This window comes from Microcosmobacter mediterraneus (assembly GCF_031846265.1).
Taxonomy (GTDB): domain Bacteria; phylum Bacteroidota; class Bacteroidia; order Flavobacteriales; family Flavobacteriaceae; genus Microcosmobacter; species Microcosmobacter mediterraneus.
Map to the genome: position 1 here is coordinate 638068 of NZ_JAVRIA010000001.1, position 26036 is coordinate 664103.

Consider the following 26036-nt stretch of genomic DNA (forward strand, 5'->3'; position numbering starts at 1 on the left):
AATTATCACAATGAAAAAACAAGTTATCGTTGCTTTAGCTCTAGCTATTGGATTATTTTCTAATGCTCAAAAAAACGAGCTGAAAGCAGCAGAAAAAGCGATAAAGAGTAACAATTACGCTGAAGCTAAGAGCGCTATCATGTCTGCAGAATCCTTAATAGGAGCTGCTGATGACAAGACAAAAGCTAAATTTTATATTCTAAAATCAAAAGCACTCTATGCTAATGGAGCAGGCTCAAATGAAGACCAAGATGCAGCAGTAGAAAGTATTGCAAAAGCCGCAAGTTTGAATAACTCTAAATACAAATCTGATATTGAAGAGCTTCAAATTAATATGCTTAATACATTTTTAACTAAAGCAAATTCTAAATTACAATCTAAGCAATATAAATTGTCGTCTTTTGATTTTGAAAGAGCTTATAAAATGTCACCCAAAGACACTTTATATCTTTACTATGCTGCCTCTACTGCAGTAAATGGACAAGATTATGATAGATCTCTAGAGTTTTATGAAAGTTTAAGAGATATGGGTTTTACAGGTGCTGGTATAGAATATACTGCAATTAATAAAGAAACTGGTGTTGAAGAGACTTTTGATAATAGAACGCTGAGAGATGCTCAGGTTACTATTGGCACGCACATGAGTCCTAAGGAGAAAAAGAAAAAGACAAAATCTGCTGAGATCATAAAGAATATTGCCCTTATTTATCTTCAAAATGACGAAACTGAAAAAGCTATGACTGCAATGTCTGAAGCTCGTAGTGCTAATCCTAATGATATGGGTTTAATACTTACTGAGGCTAATGTGAGATTAAAGATGGGAGAGATGGATAAATTTAAAGCGCTTATGGAAGAAGCTACTAAAATGGATCCAGAAAATGCTGAATTACAATATAATCTAGGTGTAATAGCAGCTGATTCTGGAGATAAGAAAGCTGCTAAAGCTTACTATGAAAAAGCTATTGCTCTAGATCCTAATTATGGAGATGCTTACACTAACATGGCTGTTTTAATATTAGACAAAGAGCAAGCTATAGTTGAGGAAATGAACTCTTTAGGAACCTCTGCTGCTGATGACAAAAAGTATGATGAGTTAAGAGAAAAACGTAAAGATATTTATAAACAAGCTATACCAATCTTACAAAAATCTCTGTCATTGAGCCCAAAAAACACCGATATTATGCAAACTTTAGCAAATATCTATAGTTCTATTGGAGAAACTGATAAGTATAAAGAAATGAAAGCTAAAATTGAATCTATCCAATCTGGGAACTAAATTTTAGAGAATCATAACATAAAAAAAGCTACTCAAAGTTATTAAGAGTAGCTTTTTTTATATAATCTTTTTAATAACCCTTAGTTTATGTGTATGCTGTCGTTTTTCTGCATTATAAATACCAGAGTGATCTAAGCGATCAATTCTTACTTTGCCATGAGCATGTATAATGTAATTATCATCCATAATAATCCCTACATGTATAATGTTGCCTTCCGCATTATCAAAAAACGCTAAATCACCAGCTTCACTTTCTTCAATAAAGCTTAAAGCTTCCCCTTGGTTTGCTTGTTGAGACGCATCTCTTAAAAGCTTATAACCATTTAGCTTATAAACCATCTGAGTAAAACCAGAACAATCAATACCAAAAGGAGTTTTTCCGCCCCATAAATAAGGTGAATTTAAATATAAAAATGCAGTAGAAATAATATTAGATTTTGCTTGTTTTTCAGAAACAATATGACCTTCAAAATTGTGCTCAAGTAACTCTAAACCATTTAAACAGCTCCCCAAAGGAATTGGTATAAGCTGCTTGTCTGCACTACTAATAAATTCAATAAAATCTGATGATAATTTATAATCGTTAGTACTTAATTCAGTGTAGTCATTTTCAGAAATTAATGCATATTGTTTATTGTCAATCCAACCTTCATACTTATCAAAAGCTAAACGAATCCTACTCCATTTACTGCGTTGTTCTAAGACTTTAAACACATCTCCATAAAGTACCTGAGAAACCATTTCTGCGGTATCAGAAGGTTCTAATCGAAGTGGTACAATACCAAGATTGCAAATGGCATATTGCATTAATCTATACTATTAGTTACGCTCAAGAATTAAAGCAGAAGCACCACCACCACCATTACAAATAGCAGCAGCTCCAATTTTAGCATCGTTTTGAATGAGGACATTTAATAATGTAATTAATATCCTAACACCAGAACATCCTAATGGATGACCTAAAGAAACTGCACCACCATTAACATTAACAGTAGAATCATCGATACCTAAAATTTTCATATTAGCTAATCCAACTACTGCAAAAGCTTCATTAAATTCAAAATAATCGACATCTTTAATTGATATTCCTGCTTTATCTAAAGCCTTAGGTAAAGCTTTTGCTGGTGCAGTTGTAAACCATTTTGGTTCTTGGGCAGCATCAGCATAGCTTTTAATCGAAGCCAAGGGTGTTAATCCTAGTTGGTCTGCCTTTTCTCTACTCATTAAGACCATAGCACCTGCTCCATCATTTATGGTTGAAGCATTGGCTGCAGTAACTGTACCTTCCTTAGTAAATGCTGCTCTTAAGGCAGGAATCTTTTCTAATTTAACATTGGTATATTCTTCATCTTTAGATATTACTATAGGTTCACCACGACGCTGAGGAACTTCTACAGGAACAACTTCATTATTAAATTTACCTGCATCCCAAGCTTCAGTTGATCTTTTATAGGATTGTATTGCAAAAGCATCTTGATCTTCTCTAGAAAAGTTATATTCTGTAGCACAAGCATCTGCACAAACTCCCATGGCTTGTTGATCGTAGACATCTACCAAACCATCTTTTTGCATACCATCTTCCATCTTCACTGGACCAAATTTTGCAGCTGATCTGGCATGATAATAATGCGGAATTAAGCTCATGTTTTCCATACCACCAGCTATAATGATTTCTGCATCACCTAACTTAATTGCTTGAGCTGCTTGCATTACGGTTTTCATACCAGAAGCACAAACTTTATTTATGGTGGTGCAAGGAACAGTTTCTGGAATTCCAGCAAAGATTGCTGCCTGTCTAGCAGGTGCTTGTCCTGTACCTGCTTGTACCACATTACCCATTAAAACTTCGTCTACTAGATTAGGATCTAAACTAATCTTGTCTAAAGCTCCTTTAATTGCTATGGCCCCTAATTTTGGAGCAGGAATTGTGGATAATGATCCTAAAAAACTACCTATTGGAGTTCTGGCTGCCGATACAATGACTACATCCTTATTCATTAATTTATACTTTTTGTTTTTGTCGATGCAAAATTAATCAAATTTTACTATAAAGTAAGAAGTCCAAAGCTCTAAACCTATTATATTTATTACATTTGAATTATACAGAACAATTTAATGAATGCTATAGTTAATAAATGGTATAAAAATCATTCACTTATATACAAAGTGTTGCTTTTTTTAGCCACTACTTTTTTAATTGTTTATCTATTTCCAAAGAGTGGAAAATTCAAATATAATTTTGAAAAAGGAAAGCCATGGCAATCCGAAACATTGCAAGCTCCATTTGATTTTGCAATACGGAAGTCTGCTGACGAAATAGAGAACGAAAAACAAGAGATTTTAGAAACAAGTAGCGCTTACTTTAATGTAGATACTTCATATGCAAATGATATATTTAACTTGTATGAACAGGCTTTTGATGAGCAATTTAAAAACGATTCGTTATTGCAAAAGCGTAGAGTTTTATTTTCATTAGGAGAGAAAATAATTAAAGATATCTACAAATATGGAATCCTTAAAGAAGATTATGATTTTAAAGACGAAAAACAAGTAGTCATTTTAGAAGGTCAGGTTCAAAAAAAATCAGTTACTTATGCCTCTTTAACTAAGCCAGATGGTTTTAAAATAGCATTAAATAGCGCCTTAAATAATTCGGATTATTTAGAATATAAAAATGATCTACTTTCTATCTTTTTTGATATTATAAAGCCAAACTTAGAGTTTAATGAAGTTTTAACTCAAGATGTTTTAGATGAAGAAATCAATTCTATCTCATTAACAAGAGGTCAGATAGAGAAAGAAACCCTTATTATTTCTAAAGGAGAGGTAGTAGATGAAGCCGCATATGAAATATTAGAATCTTTAGAAGCTGAATACGAATCGCAAGTTTGGAGTGAGTCTAATTATAATTGGGTCATTTTTGCCTATACACTTCTAGTAGCACTAACCTTGTTAATGTTGTTGCTTTTCCTTAGAAAATATAGGCCAGAAGTATTTTTAAATAACATTAAAGTCACATTTATATTCTTTAATGTTTTATTAATGATATTGCTTACTGTATTGATTATTAACTATAATTCACAATACCTCTATGTAGTTCCACTATGTATATTGCCATTAGTTTTAAAGGCATTTTTTGATGCACGTCTAGGGCTTTTTGCTCATGTGCTCACAGTATTACTACTAGGTTTTATTGTTCCTAATAGTTATGAGTATATGTTTTTGCAAATCATTGCAGGTATAGTTACAATTTTAACTGTTTCAGAATTATATAAACGTGCCAATTTATTTATTTCAGTTGGCCAGATTACACTCATTTATATCATTGCCTATTTTGCCTTTTTTGTAATACATGAAGGTAATATTACAACTCTTAAAATAGAAACCTTTGGGCTGTTTATTTTATGTGGTTTAGCTACACTTTTTGTTCAACCATTGATCTATATTTATGAGAAAATCTTTGGTCTAGTTTCAGATGTTTCTTTGTTAGAGCTTTCAGACACCAATTCTAAACTCCTAAAGCAACTGTCCAATGAAGCACCAGGCACTTTCCATCATTCTCTTAATGTTGCTAATTTGGCAGAGGCCTGTGCTAATGAAATCGGAGCAAACTCTATGCTAGTGAGAGTTGGATCACTTTATCATGATATTGGTAAGATGAAGAATCCATCTTTCTTTACTGAAAACCAATCGCATACACTTAACCCTCACGATGAATTATCATCTATAGAAAGTGCAAAAATAATAATAGATCATGTTATTAACGGTATAGAAATAGCCAAGAAAAATAATCTTCCAGATAGAATTATAGATTTTATTAGAACACATCATGGAACCAGTTTAGTCTATTATTTCTTTATGAAAGAAAAATCGAATAATGAAAATATAGATGAAGAATTATTTAGATATAGAGGTCCTAAGCCCTTTAGTAAAGAAACAGCAATTTTAATGATGTGTGATAGTGTAGAAGCGGCCTCTAAAAGTTTAAAAGAACCAACTTCTACTAAAATAGATGCGTTTGTAGAATCCATTTTGGATAAGCAAATGAGTGAAGGTCAGTTTCTTAATGCCAATATTACATTTAAAGAAATTGAATTGATTAAAAAGGTCCTAAAAAAGAAGCTTGCCAATATATTTCATCTCAGAATAGAATATCCAGAATAGAGTTCAAAAAATTATAAAATAGTTTGCGTTCTACTACATGATGAATTACATTTGCATCCGCAAAAATTGCGAAATGTTCATGTTTTTGAATAGGAGAGGTGCCAGAGTGGTAATGGAGCAGATTGCTAATCTGTCAACGCGTAAGTGTTGCCCGGGTTCGAATCCCGGTCTCTCCGCTTTTTCGGGGTGTAGCGTAGCCCGGTTATCGCGCCGCGTTTGGGACGCGGAGGTCGCAGGTTCGAATCCTGCCACCCCGACTTTTAAAAGTCGATTGGTCGCGTAGCTCAGCTGGATAGAGCATCTGCCTTCTAAGCAGACGGTCACAGGTTCGAATCCTGTCGCGATCACAAAAAGCCTTGCTAATATTAGTAAGGCTTTTTTGTTTTATTAAATACATAGCTATAATTAGTTATAGTTTCCGAATAATTCCACCAGCTTTTCCTGTCGGTATTTGAAAATCTCTTCTAATTTGGGTTTTACTAGCATAGGATGAATCATCTGACCTAAAATACCAAAAGGAACTTTGTAGTCAATAATATCTTCCATTTCAACACCTCCATTAATAGCTTTAATAAAATGTTTGTGATGCCAAAGCGCATAAGGACCAAACCGCTGTTCATCTACAAAGTACTGCTTATCCTTAACATGTGTAATTTCTGTAACCCATTTGGTCTTAATTCCTAATATAGGTGTAACGATATACTGTATAATTTGCCCTGGATACATAGGTCTGTCTGCACCAGAGAGAATATCAAAACTCATGTAATCTGGTGTAATGGTTTTTAGATTAACAGGGCTGGATAAGAACTCCCAGGCTTGATCAATACTAATAGGCAAGTTCTGCTTTTTATGTAGCGTATATATTTTCATATTTAGTTATATAAACAGATGTATAAGTTTAATGATGTTGCAATACATAACCATATAATATATGGTAAGAGGAGTAATCTGTACTTTTTCATTTTTTCAAATTGAAACTGAAAGAAGTAATAAAAAATAACTATGGTTAATAAGGTTATAATTACCAGTCCTAGGTTAACCAAATGCTGATTAAAGAAAACATAGTTCCAACTGACATTTAAAACAAATTCAATACCTAAAACAACTATGAACAATGAAACTTTGATAGTATTAAAAAGAACTGTAAGATAAATTGAAAAACAAATCATTATAGTGGTCCAAGCAAAACCAAAAACCCATCCAGCAGGTGTCCAAGGTGCTTGGTTTAGATTAATATACCAATCTGTTTGAGGACCAGTGTCCATTAACCAGTTTCCGATGGCCAAACCTCCAAAATTGATAATTAGAAATACTATAAAAAGAGTAATGAGCTTTTTCACGATTGTAATGTCTCTATTTCTTTTAGAGTTCGCTCAGCTTCTGCGTATTTCTTGTCGCTTTCAGCTCTATTAGTCGTTGATAACTTGTGCCAGTCGCTCATTAGTTTTTCATATTTTTTCTGAAGCTTTTCTACTTTGCTTTCTTTTTTAAATAGACTAAACATAATTCATAAGTGTTTTGTTATTTTTCCGCTCATCGGATTTGTGATAGATAGAAAGTAGTCGACCAAGCGACCCTCTTCATCAACTAAATACTTCTGAAAATTCCATTTCACTGAAGAGTTAATTGAACCGTTTATAGATTTTTTTGTTAACCAACTATATAATGGATGCTGATTACTTCCTTTAACATCAATTTTTTCTGTAATTAAAAACTCAACACCATAATTACGTTCACAAAAAGAGGAAATCTCTGAAGCACTTCCTGGCTCCTGACTGCCAAACTGATTACACGGAACACCAATAACCTCGATACTATCACCATATTGCTCATGTAATTTTTGTAAATCTTTATACTGACCAGTAAAGCCGCATTTAGAGGCTACATTGACAAAAAGTATTTTTTTTCCTTCAAAATTAGATAGTTGCATTGGACTACCATTTAAGCTATTAATTTTGATATCATAAATTGGAGTGTTGGGTAAATTTACGCTTGTATTGCTTTTAAATAAAGACATCATAAGGTATTATATTTTGAATGAAACTATTCCACAATCGAGTTCAAATACTTGCCCTGAGATAGAACTACTTTTATCAGAAAGTAAAAACGTTACTGTATCTGACACATCTTTGGGCTCTAGGTATTTTTTAAGTGGATGACGCTCAATCATTTTCTCCTTCATAGAATCATTTCTTAATATTTTTTCGGCTAAGGTTGTATCTGTAATTGTTGGAGCCACAGCATTAACTCTTACAGTAGGGGCTAGTTCTGCGCCAAGTGATTTTGTTAGCCCTTCGATTCCTGACTTAGAAGCTGCGACACTTGCATGAAATGGCATACCTAATTTAGAGGCTACAGTACTAAAAAGTACAATAGACGGATTAGTTCCATTTTTAAGTGCTTTTAAGTATTTCTGAACAGATTTCACTGCTCCAATAACATTGATCTCAAAATCCTCTCTAAAATCTTCTAAAGTAAGCCTTGATATTGGTTTTAAATTGATGCTTCCAGGACAGTAAACTAAGCCATCTAATGCTTCAATTTCTGGTAATTCGTCTTTAAGTATATCTACAGTATAATGGGTTAAATTATCATGAGTAATATCAGGACTAGTTCTACTAACATTTATAACATTGTTATTTGGTAACAATGCATTAATGGTAGCTTTTCCTATACCTTTACTACCTCCAATAACAAGAATAGTTTTCATGGGTAAAATTTAAGTTATAAAAAATGCCATCTGCTGATGGCATTTTTTGTTATACTAGTTCAGTTAGTGGTCTTCCTTTTAAGCGTTTTTCAATTTTTCTTTTAATCACAGTTAAACGCTTCATGATATCCATGATATTCTGATCTCTATTTTTCTTATAAATTTCGTTAAGACCTAAGATAAGTTCTTTGGCTTCTCTTACAATCTCTACACGATCACTAGTTGATAAAGATCTTCGTTTTCTTTGTTCAAACTCTAATGCTTTGTCTATTAATTCCATAACTTAATTTTTAACCGTTAATATAATTTTGTAATTCTGCTATTTTGGTAGAGGATTTAAATTGCCCTCCGTAGAATGCCGTAACTGTGGAAGATGTATCATCTTTAACACCTCTTGAGGAAACACACAAATGCTTCGCATCTATAATTACTGCAACATCTTCTGTATCTAGAATCTTCATTAATTCATTTGCAATTTGATTTGTTAAACGCTCCTGAACTTGTGGTCGTTTTGCATAATACTGAACAATTCTATTTAATTTAGAGAGACCAATGACTTTACCAGAAGAAATGTAAGCGACATGAGCATTACCAATAATTGGAACGAAATGGTGTTCGCAATTAGAATAGAATGTTATGTTCTTCTCAACAAGCATTTGGTTGTATTTATACTTATTATCAAACAATGCAACTTTTGGTTTGTTTTCTGGATTTAATCCTGAAAAAATCTCTTCTATATACATTTTCGCTACACGTTCTGGTGTGCCTTTTAAAGAATCGTCTGTAAGGTCTAATCCCATTACATCCATTATTTCCTCAAAAAGGATAGCAATTTTATGCTTCTTTTCTGAATCAGAAATTTTGAACGCATCTTTTTTCATTGGTGTTTCTAAACCAGTATATAAATGGTCGTCACCAATGTCCTCAATAGAGAATCCGTTTAATTTGTGGCCATTCTTTGGTTTTTCTTTTAACTCAGTTGTTATCATAATGTCTTTTTAGTGTGCTGTCCTTTAGTACTCCAATCTTAGGCAAAGCACGTTATCGTTTTGAAATGGAGTTGTTAGATATATGTCTTTGTCGAGAACACTTAAAGCGTCCTTTCATAAACTCTCTTTTTTTTAAATGTTTTGTTGCGCGTCCTTGGACTCTAGCTCTCCATAATCTAAAACTACTAGGCTTCAATTCTTTTCGCATTAGGTCTATGACGTCTCTTTCTTTAAGTCCAAATTGTATTTTTATAGCATCAAAAGTTGTTCGGTCTTCCCAAGCCATTTCCATTATACGGTCGATATCTCTTTCAGTCATAATCATATTCCTTGTGGCATAGCAAAAAGCATATCATATCTAACTTTTTCGTCAAGTAGTTTATCAAAAAACTTTTTATTTTCTTTAAAAGTTTTATTGTTTTTAAAATGAACAAAACGGCCTTGAGCATGCAAACTTGAACCATTTACTTTATATATAGTTAGTTGATAATAAGGAATAATCCAAGTAAAGTTTTTTAATCCTTGATTTATCATTACCAATATGCCTTTAGGTCGTAATTCAATATTAGCATAATTGATATCTGATACTTTATTCATCATGCTCTGCATGTTTGGACTTACTTTATCAATGATCATACGTTTAGATCCTACACCTTTCATTTTAAACTTCTGTAATAAGCTAAAAGGGCTACCAATTAAGTCGGCAATAATTTGTTTATGCTCAGTGTTATGATGTGTTGTATTTATTATCACATATCAAATATACAAAATGTTTAACTATTTATAAATTAGGTTAAACAAAATATTAACATTTTCATTAATAGCTTGTATTTACTCGCCTTTCAACATTTTTGTTCGATCAGAAAGTGTATGTTTCTTTAAGATTCGATGAGACTCTTTAATTACTGTTGGATTTTTCTTCAGATTCCATAGAATATCACTGGCTCTTTTTCTATTAATTTTTTGATTTACAATTGGTAGAGGATAGTCTTTACCCAAAGTAAAATCATAAAATTGTTGCTCCATTTCTGTCATTAGATAAGGTTCATGGGCAAAAGGTGTCTCTAGTCGTTGTAATTCTGGAAGCCAGTGTTTAATAAACGAAGCCTCAGGATCGTGCTCAATACCGTTTTTAATAGGATTATAGATTCTTAAATTATTAATACCTGTTTCTCCTGCTTGCATTTGTAATTGTGGAAAATGGATTCCAGGTTCAAAATCTAAAAACTGTTGGGATAAGTGATGCGTTGCATCTTGCCAAGGCTGCCATAAAATATGTGTGAAGAACGAAACAACGAGTGCACGCATTCTAAAATTTAAGTAACCCGTTGTATTAAGACATCTCATACTTGCATCTACTAATGGAAATCCTGTTTTACCTTCGCGCCAAGCTTTTTGATATTTCTTAGAAATATGCTTCTTTAATTTATGATAACCTTTGTTTACGCTAGCTTCTTCCATTATATGTTCCATTTCAAATTTTTGAATGAAATGAGCTTGCCATCTTAGTCTAGAAAGGAAAGCATTTATATGTCTTTTATTATTAAAATACTTTTTTGCGTCTTCACCTTTTTGAAAAACTTCTCTTACCGAAAGGTTTCCCCAAGCTAAATAAGGTGATAGGCGACTGCAGCTATGCCTTGAAGCTTCTGGCTTAGAGATATGGAACATATAATCTTTATGTCGTTTTTTATAAAAGGAATCTGCATATCGCCAACCTGTTGTTGTTCCTCCTTTTTGAAAAGGTGAATCAATAGATGTGCTTAAATCTGAAGCCTGAGAAAATTTCTCTAGAGTATTAATATCATCCTTAGTAAGTAACTGATCTTTTGCTGGTTTAAAAGGAAGTTGTTCTTGACGCATGTAGGTATTCCAATCATCAAACCACGACTTTCTGTTTTTAAGACCTCTTTGCACACCATTGTTTATGCTTTCTTTCCAAGTTATGAGATTATTTCTACTAAATCTTGCAAACTGTTTGTCACGTTCATAAGTCACCAAAACACCTGTTTCTTGATGCGAGTAAACCTCTTTAATATTATAAAATTGTAGTAGCTGATTAAAGGCGCTTGTAATGTCTGAATTGATGCAGTAAACCTTAGAGTGATACGGTTCTAAAGATTTATTAATATCTCGGAGTGATTCTTTAACAAAATTCCAGTGACGCTCCGAGTAATGAATATCATTAAGAAGTAGGTTCTCAAACACATAAAGCAACAGCACTCGCTTACCTGTTTTTAAGGCATTATATATGGCCTCGTTGTCATGCAAACGAAGATCTCGTTTTAACCAAACTACAACTATATTTTCTTTATCCTTGGTCATCTAGTTGATCAAAAAATTGTTTTGCTGTCACAAAATGTGTCTCTTTTTTTTCTATAGGCATTTTATCAAAAGTTCTAATAAGCATACCTAACCTTGGATTACTGAGAAAAAAGTCACGATGTTTATCCATGAAGGTCCAGAATAAGCCATCCCAAATGTCTTGCCACTCGCCTTTACTATAATCACTCATTTTCATAATGTAGTTACTACTGCTTATATAGGGTTTAGTAGACATTAATCCACCATCAGCAAATAAACTCATGCCATAAACATTGGGTACCATAACCCAATCGTAAGCATCAATAAAAAGTTCCATAAACCACTGATAAACGTCATCTGGATCAATTTCACAGAGCACCATAAAATTCCCTAAAATCATTAAGCGTTCTATATGATGTGTATATCCGGTTTGGAGTACTTTCTTTATTGTAGTGTCTATAGGTTTTATACCAGTTGTACCATCGTAAAAAGACTTTGGCAGTTTCCGTGTAAACTCCCAAAAATTTCTGTTACGTTCTTCAGTACCTTTAACTTCGTAAATACCTCTAATAAATTCGCGCCATCCTAAAATTTGTCTTACAAACCCCTCCAAAGAATTAATAGGAATGTTGTTTTCCTTGGCAAAAGTTATGGAGCGCTCTATGACATACTGAGGTGTTATTAAACCAATATTTATTAAAGGTGATAGCACGCTATGATTTAGTATGGTGTGTTCTTTTACGATGGCATCTTCATACACTCCAAAATCATAAAAGCGTTGCTCTAAAAATTGCAGTAACCAAGATTCTGCTGTATCAAAACAAATGGGATAGATAGGGTTAGAGGATAACGTTCCATAATTATCAGAATAATGAGTTTTAACATAATTAACAGCGTCTTTATAATAATTAGTAATATCTGGGAAGTGAATTGAAGGTGGCGTTTTTGTCTTAGGATATTTTTTTCTGTTTTCTGAATCATAAGTCCATTTTCCGCCTTCGGGAACATTCCCATCCATGAGAATATCTCTTGTTTTGCGCTGTTGTTTGTAAAACGATGTCTGAAAAAACTTTTTCTTTTCAGGCTTAAAAAATGTGTTTAGTTCATTTTTGGTATTAATAAACAAAGGATTATCAAAGTAGTTAACCTTAATTTTCTTAGATGCTAAATCGATATGTTTTTGGAGCCAATTATCTGTTGGATCAGTCACATAAATTTGCTCAAGGCCTTTTTCTATTAATTTTGGGATTAATTTACGTACATCACTAAGTTCTGATGTAGCTTCAATATAATATACAGTTTTACCTTTTTCCTCCAGATAATCCTTATAGCATGTCATTGTAGCTCTGTGGAAAGCGAGTTTTTGTTTATGAAATTTATAGTGATTAAAAAATAAGTACTCTTCTATCAAGTAAAAAGGGACATCCAATTCTAATAATGAGGAATTTTTAAATAGCTGGTGCGGAAATAGTAAAACAGCTTTCTTCATAGTTAAAATAGTGTTTCTTGAAGCCACAAGTTTCTATACTTATGGTTTGCATCATATCTACTAGCTTGTAGATTTATATTAAACTTACGATCTCTGGGATCATTACCAACACCAGATACATACATCCAATTACCATAATTGCTGTGCACATCATAATCGATAAGCATACTTTCAAAGTAGGCAGCACCAATACGCCAATCTAACATCAAGTCTTTTGCAAAATAGGAAGCTACATTCTGACGACCTCTATTACTCATCCATCCTGTGTTTTTGAGCTCTATCATATTAGCATTTACAAAAGGTTCTTTGGTGGTACCATTAATCCAATCTCTTAGGAGTCTTTGATCCGTATTCCAATGGTAAGTTTTTTGTAGTATGCCTTCTCTTTTAAAAGTTGAATTGCCATGTTTAAACGACACATATTTAAAATAATCTCTCCATAACAATTCAAAGATTAACCAATATGTGGAGTCATTTTTATGAATTGTTTTTTCATAATGTTTTACCTGCCAATAAATGGTTCGAGCAGAGATACTTCCATTGGCAAGCCAAGCTGAAAACTTTGAGCTGTAATCTTTGCCAACAAGTCCATTTCTTGTTTTTTTATAGACACCAAGTTTTTTAGTTTCAAAAAAATAATATTCTAAGCGTTCTAATGCTTCGGTTTCTCCTCCTTTAAATGGAAACGCAGTTCTATGATCAATTGCTGTGGTTTCAAATCCTAAATTTTCTATAGTTGGAATAGGAGTAGAGTCTTTAATACGATTAGATTCAGCTAAAGTTTTGGGTATCTTAAGTACTCTTACTTTTGATTGCTTTTGAACAATCTTTCGAAAATTTGTGAATACTTGAGGGATTTCATTAAAAGCTAATGGAATATCATTAGGATGGTATAGAAACTGATCGTAAAACTCATGATATTTTACCGATTGAGAAAGCACACTTTGTACATTTTTAGAAACCAAAGCTTCCTCTTTTGTCCATTCTAATTGTGCATAAATGTTATCAATATCAAATTGCGTGTTTAAATCTGATATCTTGTCTTCTGGCTTAGCAAAATAAACCAATAATGAAATGTTGAGCTTTTCAAGATTTCTTTGAAGATTCTCTAGTGTTTCTAATAAAAATTTAGCTCTGTAATATTCGGTTTTTTTAAAACCGAATTCATCAACCTCGAATTGCCTAGGATCTAAACAGTAAATCGCTACAACCTTAGTTTCAGATTTACAAGCCTCTACTAAAATATGGTTGTCGTTTACCCTTAGATTATTTCTAAACCAAATTAAGTTTATTTTTTCTCTGTTCTGCATCTCTTACTACAATAAATTACTTTATCCCAATTGAGTTCCCATTTTTTGCGCCAAGTAAATGGCCTGTTGCAAACAGGGCATTGTTTTGTAGGAAGATTAGTTTTTTTAACACCTCTCATCACTATTCTTTATCTACTAGCGCATTGAGCATACCATTAAAAACAAAAGCATGAAAAGGCAATACCAAATACCAATATAATCGTCCCCAAATCCCTTTTGGTCTAAAGACAGCACGTTGATAGAGTTTATTTTTTACAATCTTAAATTCTAACCACGCTTCTCCAGGTACTTTCATTTCTGCAAACAAAAGCAATCGTTTTTCTTTTTTATCAGCTAGTAAAACACGCCAAAAATCTAGAGGGTCTCCTGGCTCTAAATAGGAGTCGTGTGTTCTGCCACGTCTTAGTCCAACACCTCCAAAAAGTTTATCTACGTAACCTCTAATTTTCCATAACCATGTATAGCTATACCAACCATTTTTTCCACCAATACTCCATATTCTATTTAAGGTGTAGTTTTCATCTGTAATAGTTTTAGACCTTACGTCTTTAAAGCACCCAAAGGTTGGTACTTCGATATGCTTAGAAAGCTGATCGTTAAAAACACCACTACTCACAGCATCTTTCCAGCTAGAAACAACACTATTCTGTTGTATTTTTTGAAATGCTAATTGTACGGCTTTCTTGTATGGCATTGGTTGTACATCAACATGTGTGTTAATATCACTCTCAGTTCCGATGACTTCAATTTTCATACTATCTACCAATGCTCTCGCTAAATTGTACGATGTAGAAGTAACAAAGTAAAGCCAGTAAGACGATAGTTTTGGTGTAAGAATAGGCAAGGTGAAAATATATCGCTTTAAACCTCTCACTTCAGCGAATTGTAAGAGCATTTCCTTGTAAGTTAATATTTCTGGCCCAAAGATATCGTATGATTTGTTGTATAATTTGGTGGTACCTAATACACCAGTGAGGTAACTTAAAACATCTCTTATACCTATAGGTTGAGACTTTGTATTCAGCCATTTTGGTGTTATCATTACAGGCAATTTCTCCACAATATCTCTTATAATTTCAAACGAAGCACTTCCACTACCAACAATAATTCCGGCTCTTAGCGTGGTTAATGCGTAGGCATCACTATGTAAAGTTTGTTCAACTAGATATCGTGATTGCAAGTGTTTGGATAAGCTGGAGTCGTTTACAATGCCACTTAAGTAAATAACTTGTTTGCACTCAGATTCCTCTACTAACGTTTTAAAGTTCAAAGCACATGTTTTTTCTAAAAGCTCAAAATCTTCAGAGCTAGTTGCCATAGAGTGGATAAGATAGTAGGCTGCATCTATATCTTTGGGAATAAGATCAGCTCTTGGCTCAAGAAAATCAATTTTTATAAAAGAAGCTTTAGGATGATTTTCAATTTCATCCGGAATTCTATTAAGATCTCGTACACAACATACTAATTCATGGTCTTCGTCTAAAAGTTTTAATGCAAGTCTTTTAGCGATGTAACCTGTTGTACCTGTAATGAGAATCTTCATAGTTTTTGCTATTCTCTTATAATGTCTTTTGGTCTTTGATATTCTAGGCGTTTGTGCAAATTAGGTATAGCGTAGCCATCTAATCCATTGATGGTAGCGATATTTCCTTTGGAAAGATTTACAAAACCATCTTGTTCAATGAGTGAATTCTCTATAAAAAGATGTTCTATACTCCCTAAAACCAACAATGTATCATTAGCTTTTATATGGTATTCTTCTTCAAATTTCATAGCCATTTGTATTGGTGCATTTTTCACAAATGGTGCAGTAATGCCAGATTTGTATTCCTCTTGTAAGTCTGTCATATTAAACTCTGAAATATCTTTATCGTATTTAGCAGAAGTATGATGTGCATCTTCGATAATATCAGCGTGGATATGATTTAAAGTAAATTGTCTGGTCGATTTTATATTATCATAAGTATTTCTCAAAACAGTTGTAGGTCTCAAAACAAAACCAAATAGTGCAGGATTAGAACCAAAGTGTGTAACAGAACTAAATACAGCTACGTTTGAATTGCCATCTTCATCTTTAGTACCAATAAGATTTGCAGATTTATAGCCAGAACAACTGTTTATAAGGTTAATTCGGTATAAATGATGCATTTTCGCAATATCAGCTCTTGAAAATTCAACCATTATAAATTTTGGAAATTATTTATTTGAATTCCCTTAGCTTTTAAATCGAACATAAGATTATAAAGACCAAAGAATGTTCTATTTATATATATAAAGTGTTTTGAGCCTCTATTACCATTCATTTTACGGAGTTCGGTACTCTTGCTATATTTTTCGCCAAGCTCTGTTATTTTATTAAAAAAGGATGCATCAGAAAAATCAAATACTTCAGTATGAAAAGGAAGTGTGAAAATACTTAGCATTTCATGGAACATATCTGTAAAAAATTCAATTTCTTTCGGAGAATCGTCATCTCTTAGGATTTCGAGCTCATAAAGTTTAGATTTAAAATGTTCAATGTTATTGATAGATTCTTCTTGTGCTAATTGAAAATAGGGCTTGTAGAATGAATTTGGTACTTCTTTCATACAACCAAAATCTAAAACAACAAGGTCATGGACAGGTGATATTAAAAAGTTACCTGGATGAGGATCTGCGTGTACTTTCTTTAAAACATGCATTTGGTACATGTAGAAATCCCAAAGAGCTTGCCCTAATTTCTGAGATATGGCAGAATCAGTATTATGAGCTACAAACTCTGATAAGTGCTCACCTTCCATATAATCCATGGTAATGATTCGTTCTGAAGAAAATTCTTCATAGTATTTAGGAAAACTAATATTAGGTATGTATTTGCATTGCTCAGAAATTGTTTTACTCTGTTCTATCTCTAAAATGTAATTAGTTTCTTCTGTAAGTTTATTTTCAACTTCTTTAAAGTATTTATCAGAATCCTTTCCTTTTATATTAAACATCTTAATGGCTACAGGTTTAACTAAGGCTAAGTCTGACGCAATACTTTCTGCAACACCTGGATATTGAATTTTCACAGCAAATTTTTTCCCATCCTTTTCAGCAAGATGCACTTGCCCAATGCTTGCAGCATTGACAGATGTTGCATTAAAAGTATCAAATAAGTCGTTGGGATGTTTCCCAAAATATGTTTTAAAGGTCTTAATGACAAGAGGAGGTGATAGTGGCGGAACAGAAAACTGAGCTAAGGAGAATTTCTCAACATAAGCTTGTGGTAAAATACTTTTTTCCATGCTCAGCATTTGGGCCACTTTTAAGGCACTACCTTTGAGTTGCTTTAAGCCATCATAAATATCTTCAGCATTATTTTGATTGAGACGTTCTTTGGCTTCATCTTTAGAATTAACGAGCTTATCACCATAGTATTTTAGGTAATTTACACCAACTTTGGCACCAGTCTGTACGAGTTTAGTAGCACGCGATATTTTTGAGGTAGGTATGGAGTCTAATGTTTTCATCTATGTGTATTGAAATTTCTCTTTCACTAAAAATTTACCAAAATCAAGAACACTTTTTAGAGGTCTAAAATCCATAAGATCAAAACTTGCATGTACTGATTTTTCAATGAATACGTCTGTTTTTTCAAAAGATGATGAGGTATCATCTAACCAAAATTTAAGCGTTATTAATAATTGCATCCAAGCCGATTCAGAAACTGACTTGGTTTGAATTCTACTCAATGTTTCTTGCTTAATATTGGGGAGATTCAAGTCTAATTCATCAATAAACTTAATGTAAGCATGCTTCAATTCTTTGAGTACTTCTAATGATTTTAGAACACTTTTATTGTGCTCTAATGCATGCACAACATAACTTCTATTGGCTGTTAATAACTCAAAAAAGGTAAATTGAAAACTTAGTAATCGGTTCCTAGAATCGTAAGATGCATAATCATTACTTGCATGAAGCATTGTCATTGTTTGATCAAAAAAAGCTTTAAACACTCCTTGTTCTAATGTTTTGAAACTTGTGTAATGTTGGTAGAAAAGCGATTCGTCAAAATTATTATCCTTAGCAAATGAGTATACAGATGATGGTTGTTTACCATGATCTAGTAAGGATTCCATGTACAATGAAATTAATTGATCTTTAGTAAGGTTTTTTTTCTTGGCCATAATTGAATATTATGACACAAATTTACAAAATGTTTAACTATTTACGCTAATAGTTAAACAAATATTAACAATCATTATCACAACACTCTTCATCTTTGACGAGTTTACAACTTTTTATGGCAAGAAAAGCACCAACAAAAGGCGCAGTAAGGTAGAGCCATAAATGTTCTAAGTTGCCTGAAATTAGAGCAGGAGCAAGAGATCGAATAGGATTCATAGATGCTTTAGTCATAGGGCCTGCAAACATGGCTTCAAGTAAAATAACACCACCAACAGCAATAGCTGCCATAGTACCTATTTCCTTGCTGCCTGTTGAGACATTGATTATTACTACCATAAGAAAAAAGGTGAGTATTAGCTCTAAGATAAATGCTTTATAAGGTTCAAAACCTTCAGCAGGATAGGTATGTCCTAGACTAACACTTTCGGGAAATAGAAACCATAATAAACCTGCAGCTAGAAAAGCGCCTACTGCTTGCGCAAGTATATAACTTGGTATTTTTTTCCAAGGAAATTTCTTTGCGATAGCAAATCCAAACGTCACAGCAGGATTAAAATGCGCTCCAGAAATTTCACCATAGGCATATATCATAGCCATAACGATGAGTCCCCAGGTTATGGCGACACCAACATGAGAAATTGAGTCTCCAGTAATTTCATTAATAGTCATTGCACCACAGCCACAAAATACCATGGCGAAAGTACCAATACATTCAGATAAAAGTTGCTTTTGCATAATGCTCAAATATAATAACTCTTAATTTAAGGATTTGTTAACAAATCAAGGGTGTACTAATGCGTAAATTTGGAACACTTAAAATTTGAACACTAATTCTAATTACAATGAAAAAACTATTATTATCCTTTATGGTTTTTGCTCTAGCATTTTCAGTACATGCTCAGGTAGAAACACCACAACCAAGCCCTTTTTCAAAAATTGAACAAAAGGTTGGTTTAACTGATATTACTATCGAGTATTCGCGTCCTAGTGTAAAAGGTCGTCAAATATTTGGAGCTTTAGAACCTTACGGCGGAAATGTTTGGAGAACTGGAGCTAACAAAAACACAATCATCACGTTTAGTGATGATGTAACTATTGCAGGACAGACTGTAAAAGCTGGATCGTATTCAATTTTTACAAAATTAAATTCTAAGACCGATTGGGAGGTTATGTTCTATAGTGATACTGAAAATTGGGGAACACCACAAAACTGGGATGATTCTAAAGTAGTAGCTACTGCTAAAGTAGAAGTAATGGAAATCCCTTTCAATGTAGAAACGTTTGCTATTGATATTAATAGCATTACTAACAATGGAGCAAATTTAGAACTAATCTGGGAAAAAAGTTATGCAGCTGTACCTTTTACAGTGCCAACAGGAGATAAAGTTCAAGCTACAATAGATAAAGCATTATCAGGTCCAGGAATGGGAGATTACTATAATGCTGCTGTTTATTATACAACAGAAGGCAAAGATCCACAACAGGCAAAAAAATGGATGGATAAAGCTATGAGCATGATAGAGACACCTCGCTTTTGGCATCTAAGACAAAAATCTTTAGTGTATGCTGCTGCAGGTGATAAAGAAGGAGCAATTAAAGCTGCTAAAGCATCTTTAGCTGATGCAAAAGCATCTAAGAATGCTGGTTATGTAAAAATGAACGAGGATTCTTTAAAAGAATGGGGTGCGATGTAATATTACATCTATATAAAATTATAAGAGCGCAGCATTAGCTGCGCTTTTTTTATGCTCGTTCAAGATTTATGCTCTGTATAATGCTAGCTATAATAATAACGATCATACAGCCTACAAAGTTTAACCATAAAAAGGGTAGATTGATGTAATCATATTCATTAAGTAAGAATAACCCAATAACAAGTACTTGTGTAATGAGTGCAGCAGTAAAAACCGCATTGCCTTTTACAAACTTAAAGAAGAAGCCTAATAAGAAAATACCAAGTACGTTTCCATAAAATATAGAACCAATGATATTAACTAATTGTATAAGGTTCTCTGCTAAATTAGCAACACAAGCTACACCAATAGCTACAATTCCCCATCCAAAGGTAAACCATCGCGATATACGCACCATCTCATCATCCGTTTTTGATGAGGTATTTCTTTTATATAAATCCATTGTTGTGGTACTAGCTAAGGCATTTAATTCACTAGAAGTACTAGACATAGCAGCACTTAATATCACTGCAAGCAGTAGACCAATCAGACCTCGTGGAAGATTGTTTAATATAAAATGTATAAACACATAATCCTTATCATTACTTTCTACTTTAAGGTTTCTAGACTCTCCGGCTTTATCTATAAGTGCTCTTGCTTTAGCTCTTAAATCATCGTATTGCAAGTTGTAGTTTGCTATCACGTCTGGATCTACTTTATCAGGAGATTGAGAAAACTCTTGTATAGCAAACTGTTTTTGTGTAAAAATAGCTTCTTGTTCTTTCTGAATGGTTTTGTATGCCTCAGCATATTCAGAGTCTAAGACCACTGCAGTGGCAGTTGGATTAAAGTTTACAGGCGCTTCATTAAATTGGTAAAAAACAAAAACCATAACACCAACCATAAGGATAAAGAATTGCATTGGTACTTTAAGTAATCCGTTGAACATCATACCAATTTGCATTTCTTTTAAAGACTTACCAGATAGGTAGCGTTGCACTTGGCTTTGATCTGTGCCAAAATAAGAAAGCATTAAAAATGTTCCACCAATAACTCCACTCCAAATCGTATAACGATTATTAAGATTAAATGAGAAATCTAACACTTCCATTTTACCACTTGCTCCAGCAATGTCTAAGGCTTTTGAAAACGTAATGTCTGCTGGTAGTTTATCTAAGATTAAAATAAAGGCTATAATCATTCCTGTAAAAATGACTACCATCTGATGCTTTTGAGTAACATTTACAGCCTTGGTGCCACCAGATACCGTATAAATTATAACGAGTACACCAATAATAATGTTTAATAGTAAAAGGTTCCAACCTAATACAGCAGATAAAATAATTGCAGGTGCAAATATGGTTATACCTGCAGCTAAACCACGTTGTATAAGGAATAAAATTGCAGTTAGTGTTCGTGTTTTAAGATCAAATCTATTTTCTAAAAACTCGTAGGCAGTATAAACTTTAAGTCTATGATATAACGGAATAAACACCATGCAAATCACTACCATAGCTATAGGTAAGCCAAAATAAAATTGCACAAAACCCATACCGTCATTAAAGGCTTGTCCAGGTGTGGATAAAAACGTTATGGCACTGGCTTGTGTTGCCATAACAGATAAACCAATAGTCCACCATTTAGAGGAATTGCCTCCTTTTAAATAATCTTGAACATTCTTACTCCCTCTTGTTTGCCATGTTCCATAAAGCACAATAAACAATAGTGTAACAGAAAGTACAATCCAATCAACTAACTGCATACTACAAATAATATTTTGTTATAAAATAGAATAGAACAATGTAAACCATATTAGCTACTAATATGAATGTATACATAGGTTGCCACTTATATTTAGATTTTTGCTCAGCCATTAATCGTCAAGTGTTTTAGCCTGGTTAATATCGCTCTTTCCAATAGATAGCATATTAGCAAACAATCGGTAAGCACCAGATACACCTGCAGGAAATTCTCTAAAGAAGCTTAAGCCAGTATATATATAATGTCCTTTGCCATATTTGGCCACTAGAAGGCTTCCGTCTTTAGGAGTTTCTCCTTTGTCATTCATGGATAAGATTGGTGTAAACGCATCAGCCCATTGATTAGGAAAATACAATCCTCGCTCTTGGGTCCAGCCCTCAAAATCTTTAGGAGTAATTTTATTAGGGAAGTTTAGTATAGGATGATCTTTTGCTAGCAGACGCACTTCGGCGTGTTCATCAGTGACACGATCTCTAGATAGTTTTAGCTCATAAGGTGCTAATTGATGAACCTTTAACCTAAAACTTGTATTATACTGCACTATTAAATTACCTCCTGCTTTTACAAAATCAAATAATTGCTGTTGCTTAAACTTTATGGTCTCTAGTGTATTGTATGCTCTAATGCCTACGACGATGGCATCAAATTTCTGCAGTAATTCTGCAGTAATAGTGTTAGGATCAATAATCACCACATTATAACCTATTTGTTCTAAACTTTCAGGAACTACATCTCCTGCACCTTCAATGTAGCCAATAGTTTCACCACGTTTTTTAATATCTAATCGTACCACTTTACTCTCACTAGGAAGTAATGCGGTTTGAAATGGAATATGAGCATAATCAATTTCCACAAGTTTCCGTGTATAAATTTGATCTCCAATCTTTACCATTGGTGTAATGAGACCTTCACTCTGAGTTTTTGGAGGTATTATAGTAAATACCACCTTTTGAACATCGCCTTTATTAGCAATAGAAATCTTTTGAGCCTTAGGGTAAACCTCCCAATCATTAGGATAGGCAAGCTCTATAGTACCTTCAAGATTAGCTTTGCCTGCTTTTACGACAACTTCAACATCTTTAGGATTACCATTTTCAAAAATATACACCTTATCTGCTAAGGCTGCTGAAGCTTCAGGAACAATTTCAAAAGGCTTGTATAACTCACCTTTATCGGGTTTTGAATAACGATAAACAACAGGTTTAGAAATGGTGATAGGAATAGTATTAATTAATAGATTAAAATCTACATGGAATGCTCTAGGTGTTTCTGGCAATCCAATAAGATCCGAATCGGCTTTATACATTCCTAATGTACCTTTAGATCTTAACCAATAAGGTGTTGTGTAGTCTACAGTATTGGTATTAAACCCCTCTTCAAAATTAAATTTTGTATTGTTAGTAAGATTAATGTTTTTGGATACACTTATTCCTGTAGGAAGAACATAATTAACAAGATTAACATCAATATCACTTCTATTAAGCACTTCAATATCTAAGTTACAGGTTTGGTTTTGCGTCATAGAACTGCTACTAGATTTAACTTCAATAAAAAGACCTAAGCAAGATTCAATAATACTATATAACTCATTGATTTTTATTGTTTTCCAATGCTCATCTTCAAGTTTAGATATAAGTTTATAAGCTTCCATTAATTGTGGTAAATGAACAGCCGGATTTTTAAAATTAAAGTTGTTTTCTACATCGTATAATAGTGTGCCAATCGCCTCACCGTTTTTAACACGATTCCAAGAGGTGTCAATACCTTCAAATACGTTGTTGCTATTATTTAAGGGATCTCCCTTTAAGAATTCTATGTACTCTTCTTGCGATCCTCGTGTTGTAGGTCTGCCAAATCCTTGACATAAATGCTGACTACTAGCCATCGACGCTAATTCATTATTAGATAAGCCTTTTAAAGGATAATAGACACCAATATCGAGCATGGCCATATTACTTTTATCTATTTTGGCAAATTCTTCTCTACTACCATAACGCCACCACGATGTATTGTAAAACAATCGTTTAGGTTGCCAAACCTCTGTCTTAGAGAGCTGATTAGGATATGAATTAGGATTGTTGCTTAGATCAAAGGCTTCCATGCTAAGCAACGCTGAAGCTGTATGATGACCATGTGTTCTACCAGCGCGTCTGTGATCAAATCTATTGATAATAACATCGGGTTTAAATTTCCGAATAGCAAGTACAACATCACTTAAGACCTCATTTTTATCCCAAATACTTAGAGTTTCGTCTGGATGTTTAGAATACCCAAAATCATTAGCTCTAGTAAATAATTGCTGGCCACCATCAATACGTCTTGCGGCTAATAACTCTTGGGTTCTAATCAATCCTAAAAGCTCTCGCAACTCAGGTCCAACAAGGTTTTGTCCGCCATCGCCACGCGTTAAAGACAAATAGGCTGTTCTGGCCTTAACATGGTTTGCCATATAGGCAATTAATCGTGTGTTTTCATCATCTGGATGCGCAGCCACATATAATACAGACCCTAAAACATTAAGCTTTTGGATGGCTTCGTATATTTCTGATGAGTTAGGTTTTTTTGGTGCCTGTGCTAATAATGAAACACTGAATACAAGTGTAAGAAGAAATGTTAATGATCTAAACATGATGTGAGTTAGTTTGCAAGCAATCAAATATAGAAAACTATAAAAGAGCTTAGCATGATTTAAAATTTATTTAACTAAACTATAATTATAGAACGGAGTCATTATCTAAAGCGTCTTTCTGAATTAAAGTTACAGCTTTCTGAAGAATTAAATTATTAGGATAGGTGACCAAATCTCCATTATCTTCTCTAAGAAGAATTTGAAAAGCTCTAATATCTTCAATAATTGCTTCGATAGGATAATCTTTATCATGGATTTTTATTTTATCACCAACCTTGTATGGAAATGAGAAAAACATAATAACACCAGAAGTTACATTACTTAAAATGGACCAAATAGCAAAAAGCGCAATGCCTATAACTGCAAATACCGAAGAAAATACTAAGGTGATTTCATGAGTTTTAATACCTAAAATAAACGCTTCAATAAGTAATGCAATAAGGACTAAGGTAACAGTAGCATAACGACCAATAAGATTAGCACGTGCTTCTGTAGTGCCACTTTTTCTTCCAATTTTTTTTACCGAAATTACTATTATAGCTCTAATAATAAGAAGTACAACGAGTAATATAAGTGTATAGATTATTTCAGATCTGTAGGTTTCAAAGACATTCATCATCGTTACGAGGATTAGTTAAAACAAATATAGTTTAAATCTAGCGTAAGCCTAATGAATCTCTAAGGTGCTCATCGGCTACACTATTTTTACTCCAATACGCAGATTTAATGGTTTTTAAGCGTGTAGCGGAGGATGTCATTGTCTTAGCATTTGCGCCAAATCCACTCATATAAGACTCTTCCCAACCTAATATCTCATAAGGAAAGCTATTGTTGAAGTTAATGGTTAGGCTTCGGTTAATCTCTGGATAAGATATTTCATAAACGCCATCACCAAGTCTAGCATTGGCAGTGTAAGCTTTTGCTGGTATGTGCTTTAGTCTAATAAATTCTAACGACGGAATAGCTTTAAATTGGCCAGTTGGTAAACTTGAAGGGTTTATGCGCAGTTGAGTCCAAAGCTCATTTTCTAGAATAGCCTTTTCAAGTTTTAAATCCTGATCTGCCTCACTTTGAAAGTAGGAGTGAGACGTAAATTCAAAGTCGTCTCTATTATTTAGTTGCGCGTATACATGGCCACACCATTCTTGTACAGAACACGATACTTTTAGTGCATGATTATGATTGTCCACAGGGTAAAAGGTACTTTGCATTATGGAGTAAGGATAGATGCCTGTATTAAAATTTTTAGTAGTGTTAAGCTTTAAGACAGGAATATTAGACGCATTAGCATAGTCTGCTTTTACTTGTAAATCTTTTTCAAAAGGTTCGGTAACATAAACGAGAGTGGCGAATCCGTCTCTAGATTCTCCATAACGTGCTTGCTTTAGCCTGTAGGATGTAATTTCGGCTTCACCTGCATACCAATAAGCTTTAAACGCTTCAGACAGCGATGCGTTTTCTTTTGGTTTAGTTTTAGCAGAATTAGTTTCATTATTTACAGACATGTATAATGCATCAGTTCGTTCTTCCTTACACGATAAAAGAGAAAGTATAAAAACAAGACTTAAAAATAACTTCATAA

Annotated in this window: 27 protein-coding genes and 3 tRNA genes; 6 read left to right on the forward strand and 24 right to left on the reverse strand. The window is 33.4% G+C overall.

The window, feature by feature from the left end; genetic code table 11:
- Nucleotides 1–10 precede the first annotated feature (10 nt).
- On the forward strand, nt 11–1276 hold the full coding sequence (locus RM697_RS02945) for a tetratricopeptide repeat protein (protein ID WP_311426352.1): 1266 nt from the start codon (nt 11–13) through the stop codon (nt 1274–1276).
- Between the two features lie 57 nt (nt 1277–1333).
- Here the strand turns inward: RM697_RS02945 and RM697_RS02950 are convergent, their stop codons facing one another.
- Nucleotides 1334–2083 carry a C40 family peptidase gene (locus RM697_RS02950; RefSeq protein ID WP_311426353.1) on the reverse strand — a complete coding sequence of 250 codons (750 nt, stop codon included), beginning with the start codon at nt 2081–2083 and terminating at the stop codon, nt 1334–1336.
- 12 nt (nt 2084–2095) lie between these two features.
- Nucleotides 2096–3274, reverse strand: a complete 1179-nt coding sequence (locus tag RM697_RS02955) for an acetyl-CoA C-acyltransferase (protein WP_311426354.1) — start codon at nt 3272–3274, stop codon at nt 2096–2098.
- Between the two features lie 117 nt (nt 3275–3391).
- On the opposite strand from RM697_RS02955, the gene RM697_RS02960 reads away from it, so the two are divergent.
- From RM697_RS02960 to RM697_RS02975, 4 genes are all read left to right on the forward strand, one after another.
- Nucleotides 3392–5440: an HD family phosphohydrolase gene (locus RM697_RS02960; protein ID WP_311426355.1), complete on the forward strand. Its 2049-nt coding sequence runs from the start codon at nt 3392–3394 to the stop codon at nt 5438–5440.
- Nucleotides 5441–5532: 92 nt separating this feature from the next.
- Nucleotides 5533–5616: transfer RNA gene (locus RM697_RS02965), tRNA-Ser, on the forward strand.
- 6 nt (nt 5617–5622) lie between these two features.
- A tRNA-Pro gene (locus RM697_RS02970) sits at nt 5623–5697 on the forward strand.
- Between the two features lie 16 nt (nt 5698–5713).
- Nucleotides 5714–5787: transfer RNA gene (locus tag RM697_RS02975), tRNA-Arg, on the forward strand.
- 58 nt (nt 5788–5845) lie between these two features.
- On the opposite strand, the gene RM697_RS02980 is transcribed toward RM697_RS02975, so the two are convergent.
- From RM697_RS02980 to RM697_RS03065, 18 genes are all read right to left on the reverse strand, one after another.
- On the reverse strand, nt 5846–6310 hold the full coding sequence (locus tag RM697_RS02980) for an SRPBCC family protein (RefSeq protein WP_311426356.1): 465 nt from the start codon (nt 6308–6310) through the stop codon (nt 5846–5848).
- A gap of 2 nt (nt 6311–6312) precedes the next feature.
- Nucleotides 6313–6780, reverse strand: coding sequence for a TspO/MBR family protein (locus RM697_RS02985; protein ID WP_311426357.1), 468 nt, complete (start codon nt 6778–6780; stop codon nt 6313–6315).
- A complete protein-coding gene (locus tag RM697_RS02990) occupies nt 6777–6944 on the reverse strand; it encodes a Lacal_2735 family protein (protein WP_311426358.1) in 168 nt (55 codons plus the stop codon). Before RM697_RS02990 ends, RM697_RS02985 begins: the two co-directional genes overlap by 4 nt.
- A 3-nt stretch (nt 6945–6947) precedes the next feature.
- On the reverse strand, nt 6948–7460 hold the full coding sequence (locus tag RM697_RS02995; RefSeq protein WP_311426359.1) for a glutathione peroxidase: 513 nt from the start codon (nt 7458–7460) through the stop codon (nt 6948–6950).
- Between the two features lie 6 nt (nt 7461–7466).
- Complete coding sequence (locus tag RM697_RS03000; protein WP_311426360.1) at nt 7467–8150, reverse strand: SDR family NAD(P)-dependent oxidoreductase; 684 nt, start codon at nt 8148–8150, stop codon at nt 7467–7469.
- A 49-nt stretch (nt 8151–8199) separates the two neighbouring features.
- Complete coding sequence (locus RM697_RS03005) at nt 8200–8430, reverse strand: hypothetical protein (RefSeq protein ID WP_311426361.1); 231 nt, start codon at nt 8428–8430, stop codon at nt 8200–8202.
- Nucleotides 8431–8440: 10 nt separating this feature from the next.
- Nucleotides 8441–9139 (reverse strand): GTP cyclohydrolase I FolE, encoded by a 699-nt coding sequence (folE, locus tag RM697_RS03010; protein ID WP_311426362.1) that lies wholly within the window; start codon nt 9137–9139, stop codon nt 8441–8443.
- Nucleotides 9140–9191: 52 nt separating this feature from the next.
- A complete protein-coding gene (locus tag RM697_RS03015; RefSeq protein WP_311426363.1) occupies nt 9192–9464 on the reverse strand; it encodes a TIGR03643 family protein in 273 nt (90 codons plus the stop codon).
- Entirely contained in the window at nt 9461–9892 is a 432-nt protein-coding gene (locus RM697_RS03020) for a hypothetical protein (protein ID WP_311426364.1), read from the reverse strand. The genes RM697_RS03015 and RM697_RS03020 overlap by 4 nt, the downstream gene beginning before the upstream one ends.
- Nucleotides 9893–9970: 78 nt before the next feature.
- Nucleotides 9971–11464, reverse strand: coding sequence for a cryptochrome/deoxyribodipyrimidine photo-lyase family protein (locus RM697_RS03025; RefSeq protein WP_311426365.1), 1494 nt, complete (start codon nt 11462–11464; stop codon nt 9971–9973).
- Entirely contained in the window at nt 11451–12932 is a 1482-nt protein-coding gene (locus tag RM697_RS03030) for a cryptochrome/photolyase family protein (RefSeq protein WP_311426366.1), read from the reverse strand. Before RM697_RS03030 ends, RM697_RS03025 begins: the two co-directional genes overlap by 14 nt.
- Before the next feature lie 2 nt (nt 12933–12934).
- Nucleotides 12935–14242, reverse strand: coding sequence for a DASH family cryptochrome (locus RM697_RS03035; RefSeq protein WP_311426367.1), 1308 nt, complete (start codon nt 14240–14242; stop codon nt 12935–12937).
- On the reverse strand, nt 14221–14361 hold the full coding sequence (locus RM697_RS03040) for a DUF2256 domain-containing protein (protein ID WP_311426368.1): 141 nt from the start codon (nt 14359–14361) through the stop codon (nt 14221–14223). The genes RM697_RS03035 and RM697_RS03040 overlap by 22 nt, the downstream gene beginning before the upstream one ends.
- A 2-nt stretch (nt 14362–14363) precedes the next feature.
- A complete protein-coding gene (locus tag RM697_RS03045) occupies nt 14364–15785 on the reverse strand; it encodes an SDR family oxidoreductase (protein ID WP_311426369.1) in 1422 nt (473 codons plus the stop codon).
- A gap of 8 nt (nt 15786–15793) precedes the next feature.
- On the reverse strand, nt 15794–16423 hold the full coding sequence (locus tag RM697_RS03050) for a flavin reductase family protein (protein ID WP_311426370.1): 630 nt from the start codon (nt 16421–16423) through the stop codon (nt 15794–15796).
- Entirely contained in the window at nt 16423–17733 is a 1311-nt protein-coding gene (locus RM697_RS03055; RefSeq protein WP_311426371.1) for an ABC1 kinase family protein, read from the reverse strand. The genes RM697_RS03050 and RM697_RS03055 overlap by 1 nt, the downstream gene beginning before the upstream one ends.
- Entirely contained in the window at nt 17734–18390 is a 657-nt protein-coding gene (locus RM697_RS03060; RefSeq protein ID WP_311426372.1) for a TetR/AcrR family transcriptional regulator, read from the reverse strand.
- 64 nt (nt 18391–18454) lie between these two features.
- Nucleotides 18455–19126, reverse strand: a complete 672-nt coding sequence (locus RM697_RS03065) for an MIP/aquaporin family protein (protein WP_311426373.1) — start codon at nt 19124–19126, stop codon at nt 18455–18457.
- A 107-nt stretch (nt 19127–19233) separates the two neighbouring features.
- Between RM697_RS03065 and RM697_RS03070 the strand changes: the two genes are divergently transcribed.
- Nucleotides 19234–20085 (forward strand): DUF2911 domain-containing protein, encoded by an 852-nt coding sequence (locus tag RM697_RS03070; RefSeq protein ID WP_311426374.1) that lies wholly within the window; start codon nt 19234–19236, stop codon nt 20083–20085.
- A gap of 49 nt (nt 20086–20134) precedes the next feature.
- Here the strand turns inward: RM697_RS03070 and RM697_RS03075 are convergent, their stop codons facing one another.
- The 4 genes from RM697_RS03075 to RM697_RS03090 all read right to left on the reverse strand — a co-directional run bounded on the left by RM697_RS03075 (nt 20135) and on the right by RM697_RS03090 (nt 26034).
- Nucleotides 20135–21826: a sodium:solute symporter family protein gene (locus RM697_RS03075; protein WP_311426375.1), complete on the reverse strand. Its 1692-nt coding sequence runs from the start codon at nt 21824–21826 to the stop codon at nt 20135–20137.
- 111 nt (nt 21827–21937) lie between these two features.
- A complete protein-coding gene (locus tag RM697_RS03080; protein WP_311426376.1) occupies nt 21938–24454 on the reverse strand; it encodes a PIG-L family deacetylase in 2517 nt (838 codons plus the stop codon).
- Between the two features lie 85 nt (nt 24455–24539).
- A complete protein-coding gene (locus tag RM697_RS03085; RefSeq protein ID WP_311426471.1) occupies nt 24540–25070 on the reverse strand; it encodes a mechanosensitive ion channel domain-containing protein in 531 nt (176 codons plus the stop codon).
- 40 nt (nt 25071–25110) lie between these two features.
- Entirely contained in the window at nt 25111–26034 is a 924-nt protein-coding gene (locus RM697_RS03090) for a septum formation inhibitor Maf (protein WP_311426377.1), read from the reverse strand.
- Nucleotides 26035–26036 lie beyond the last annotated feature (2 nt).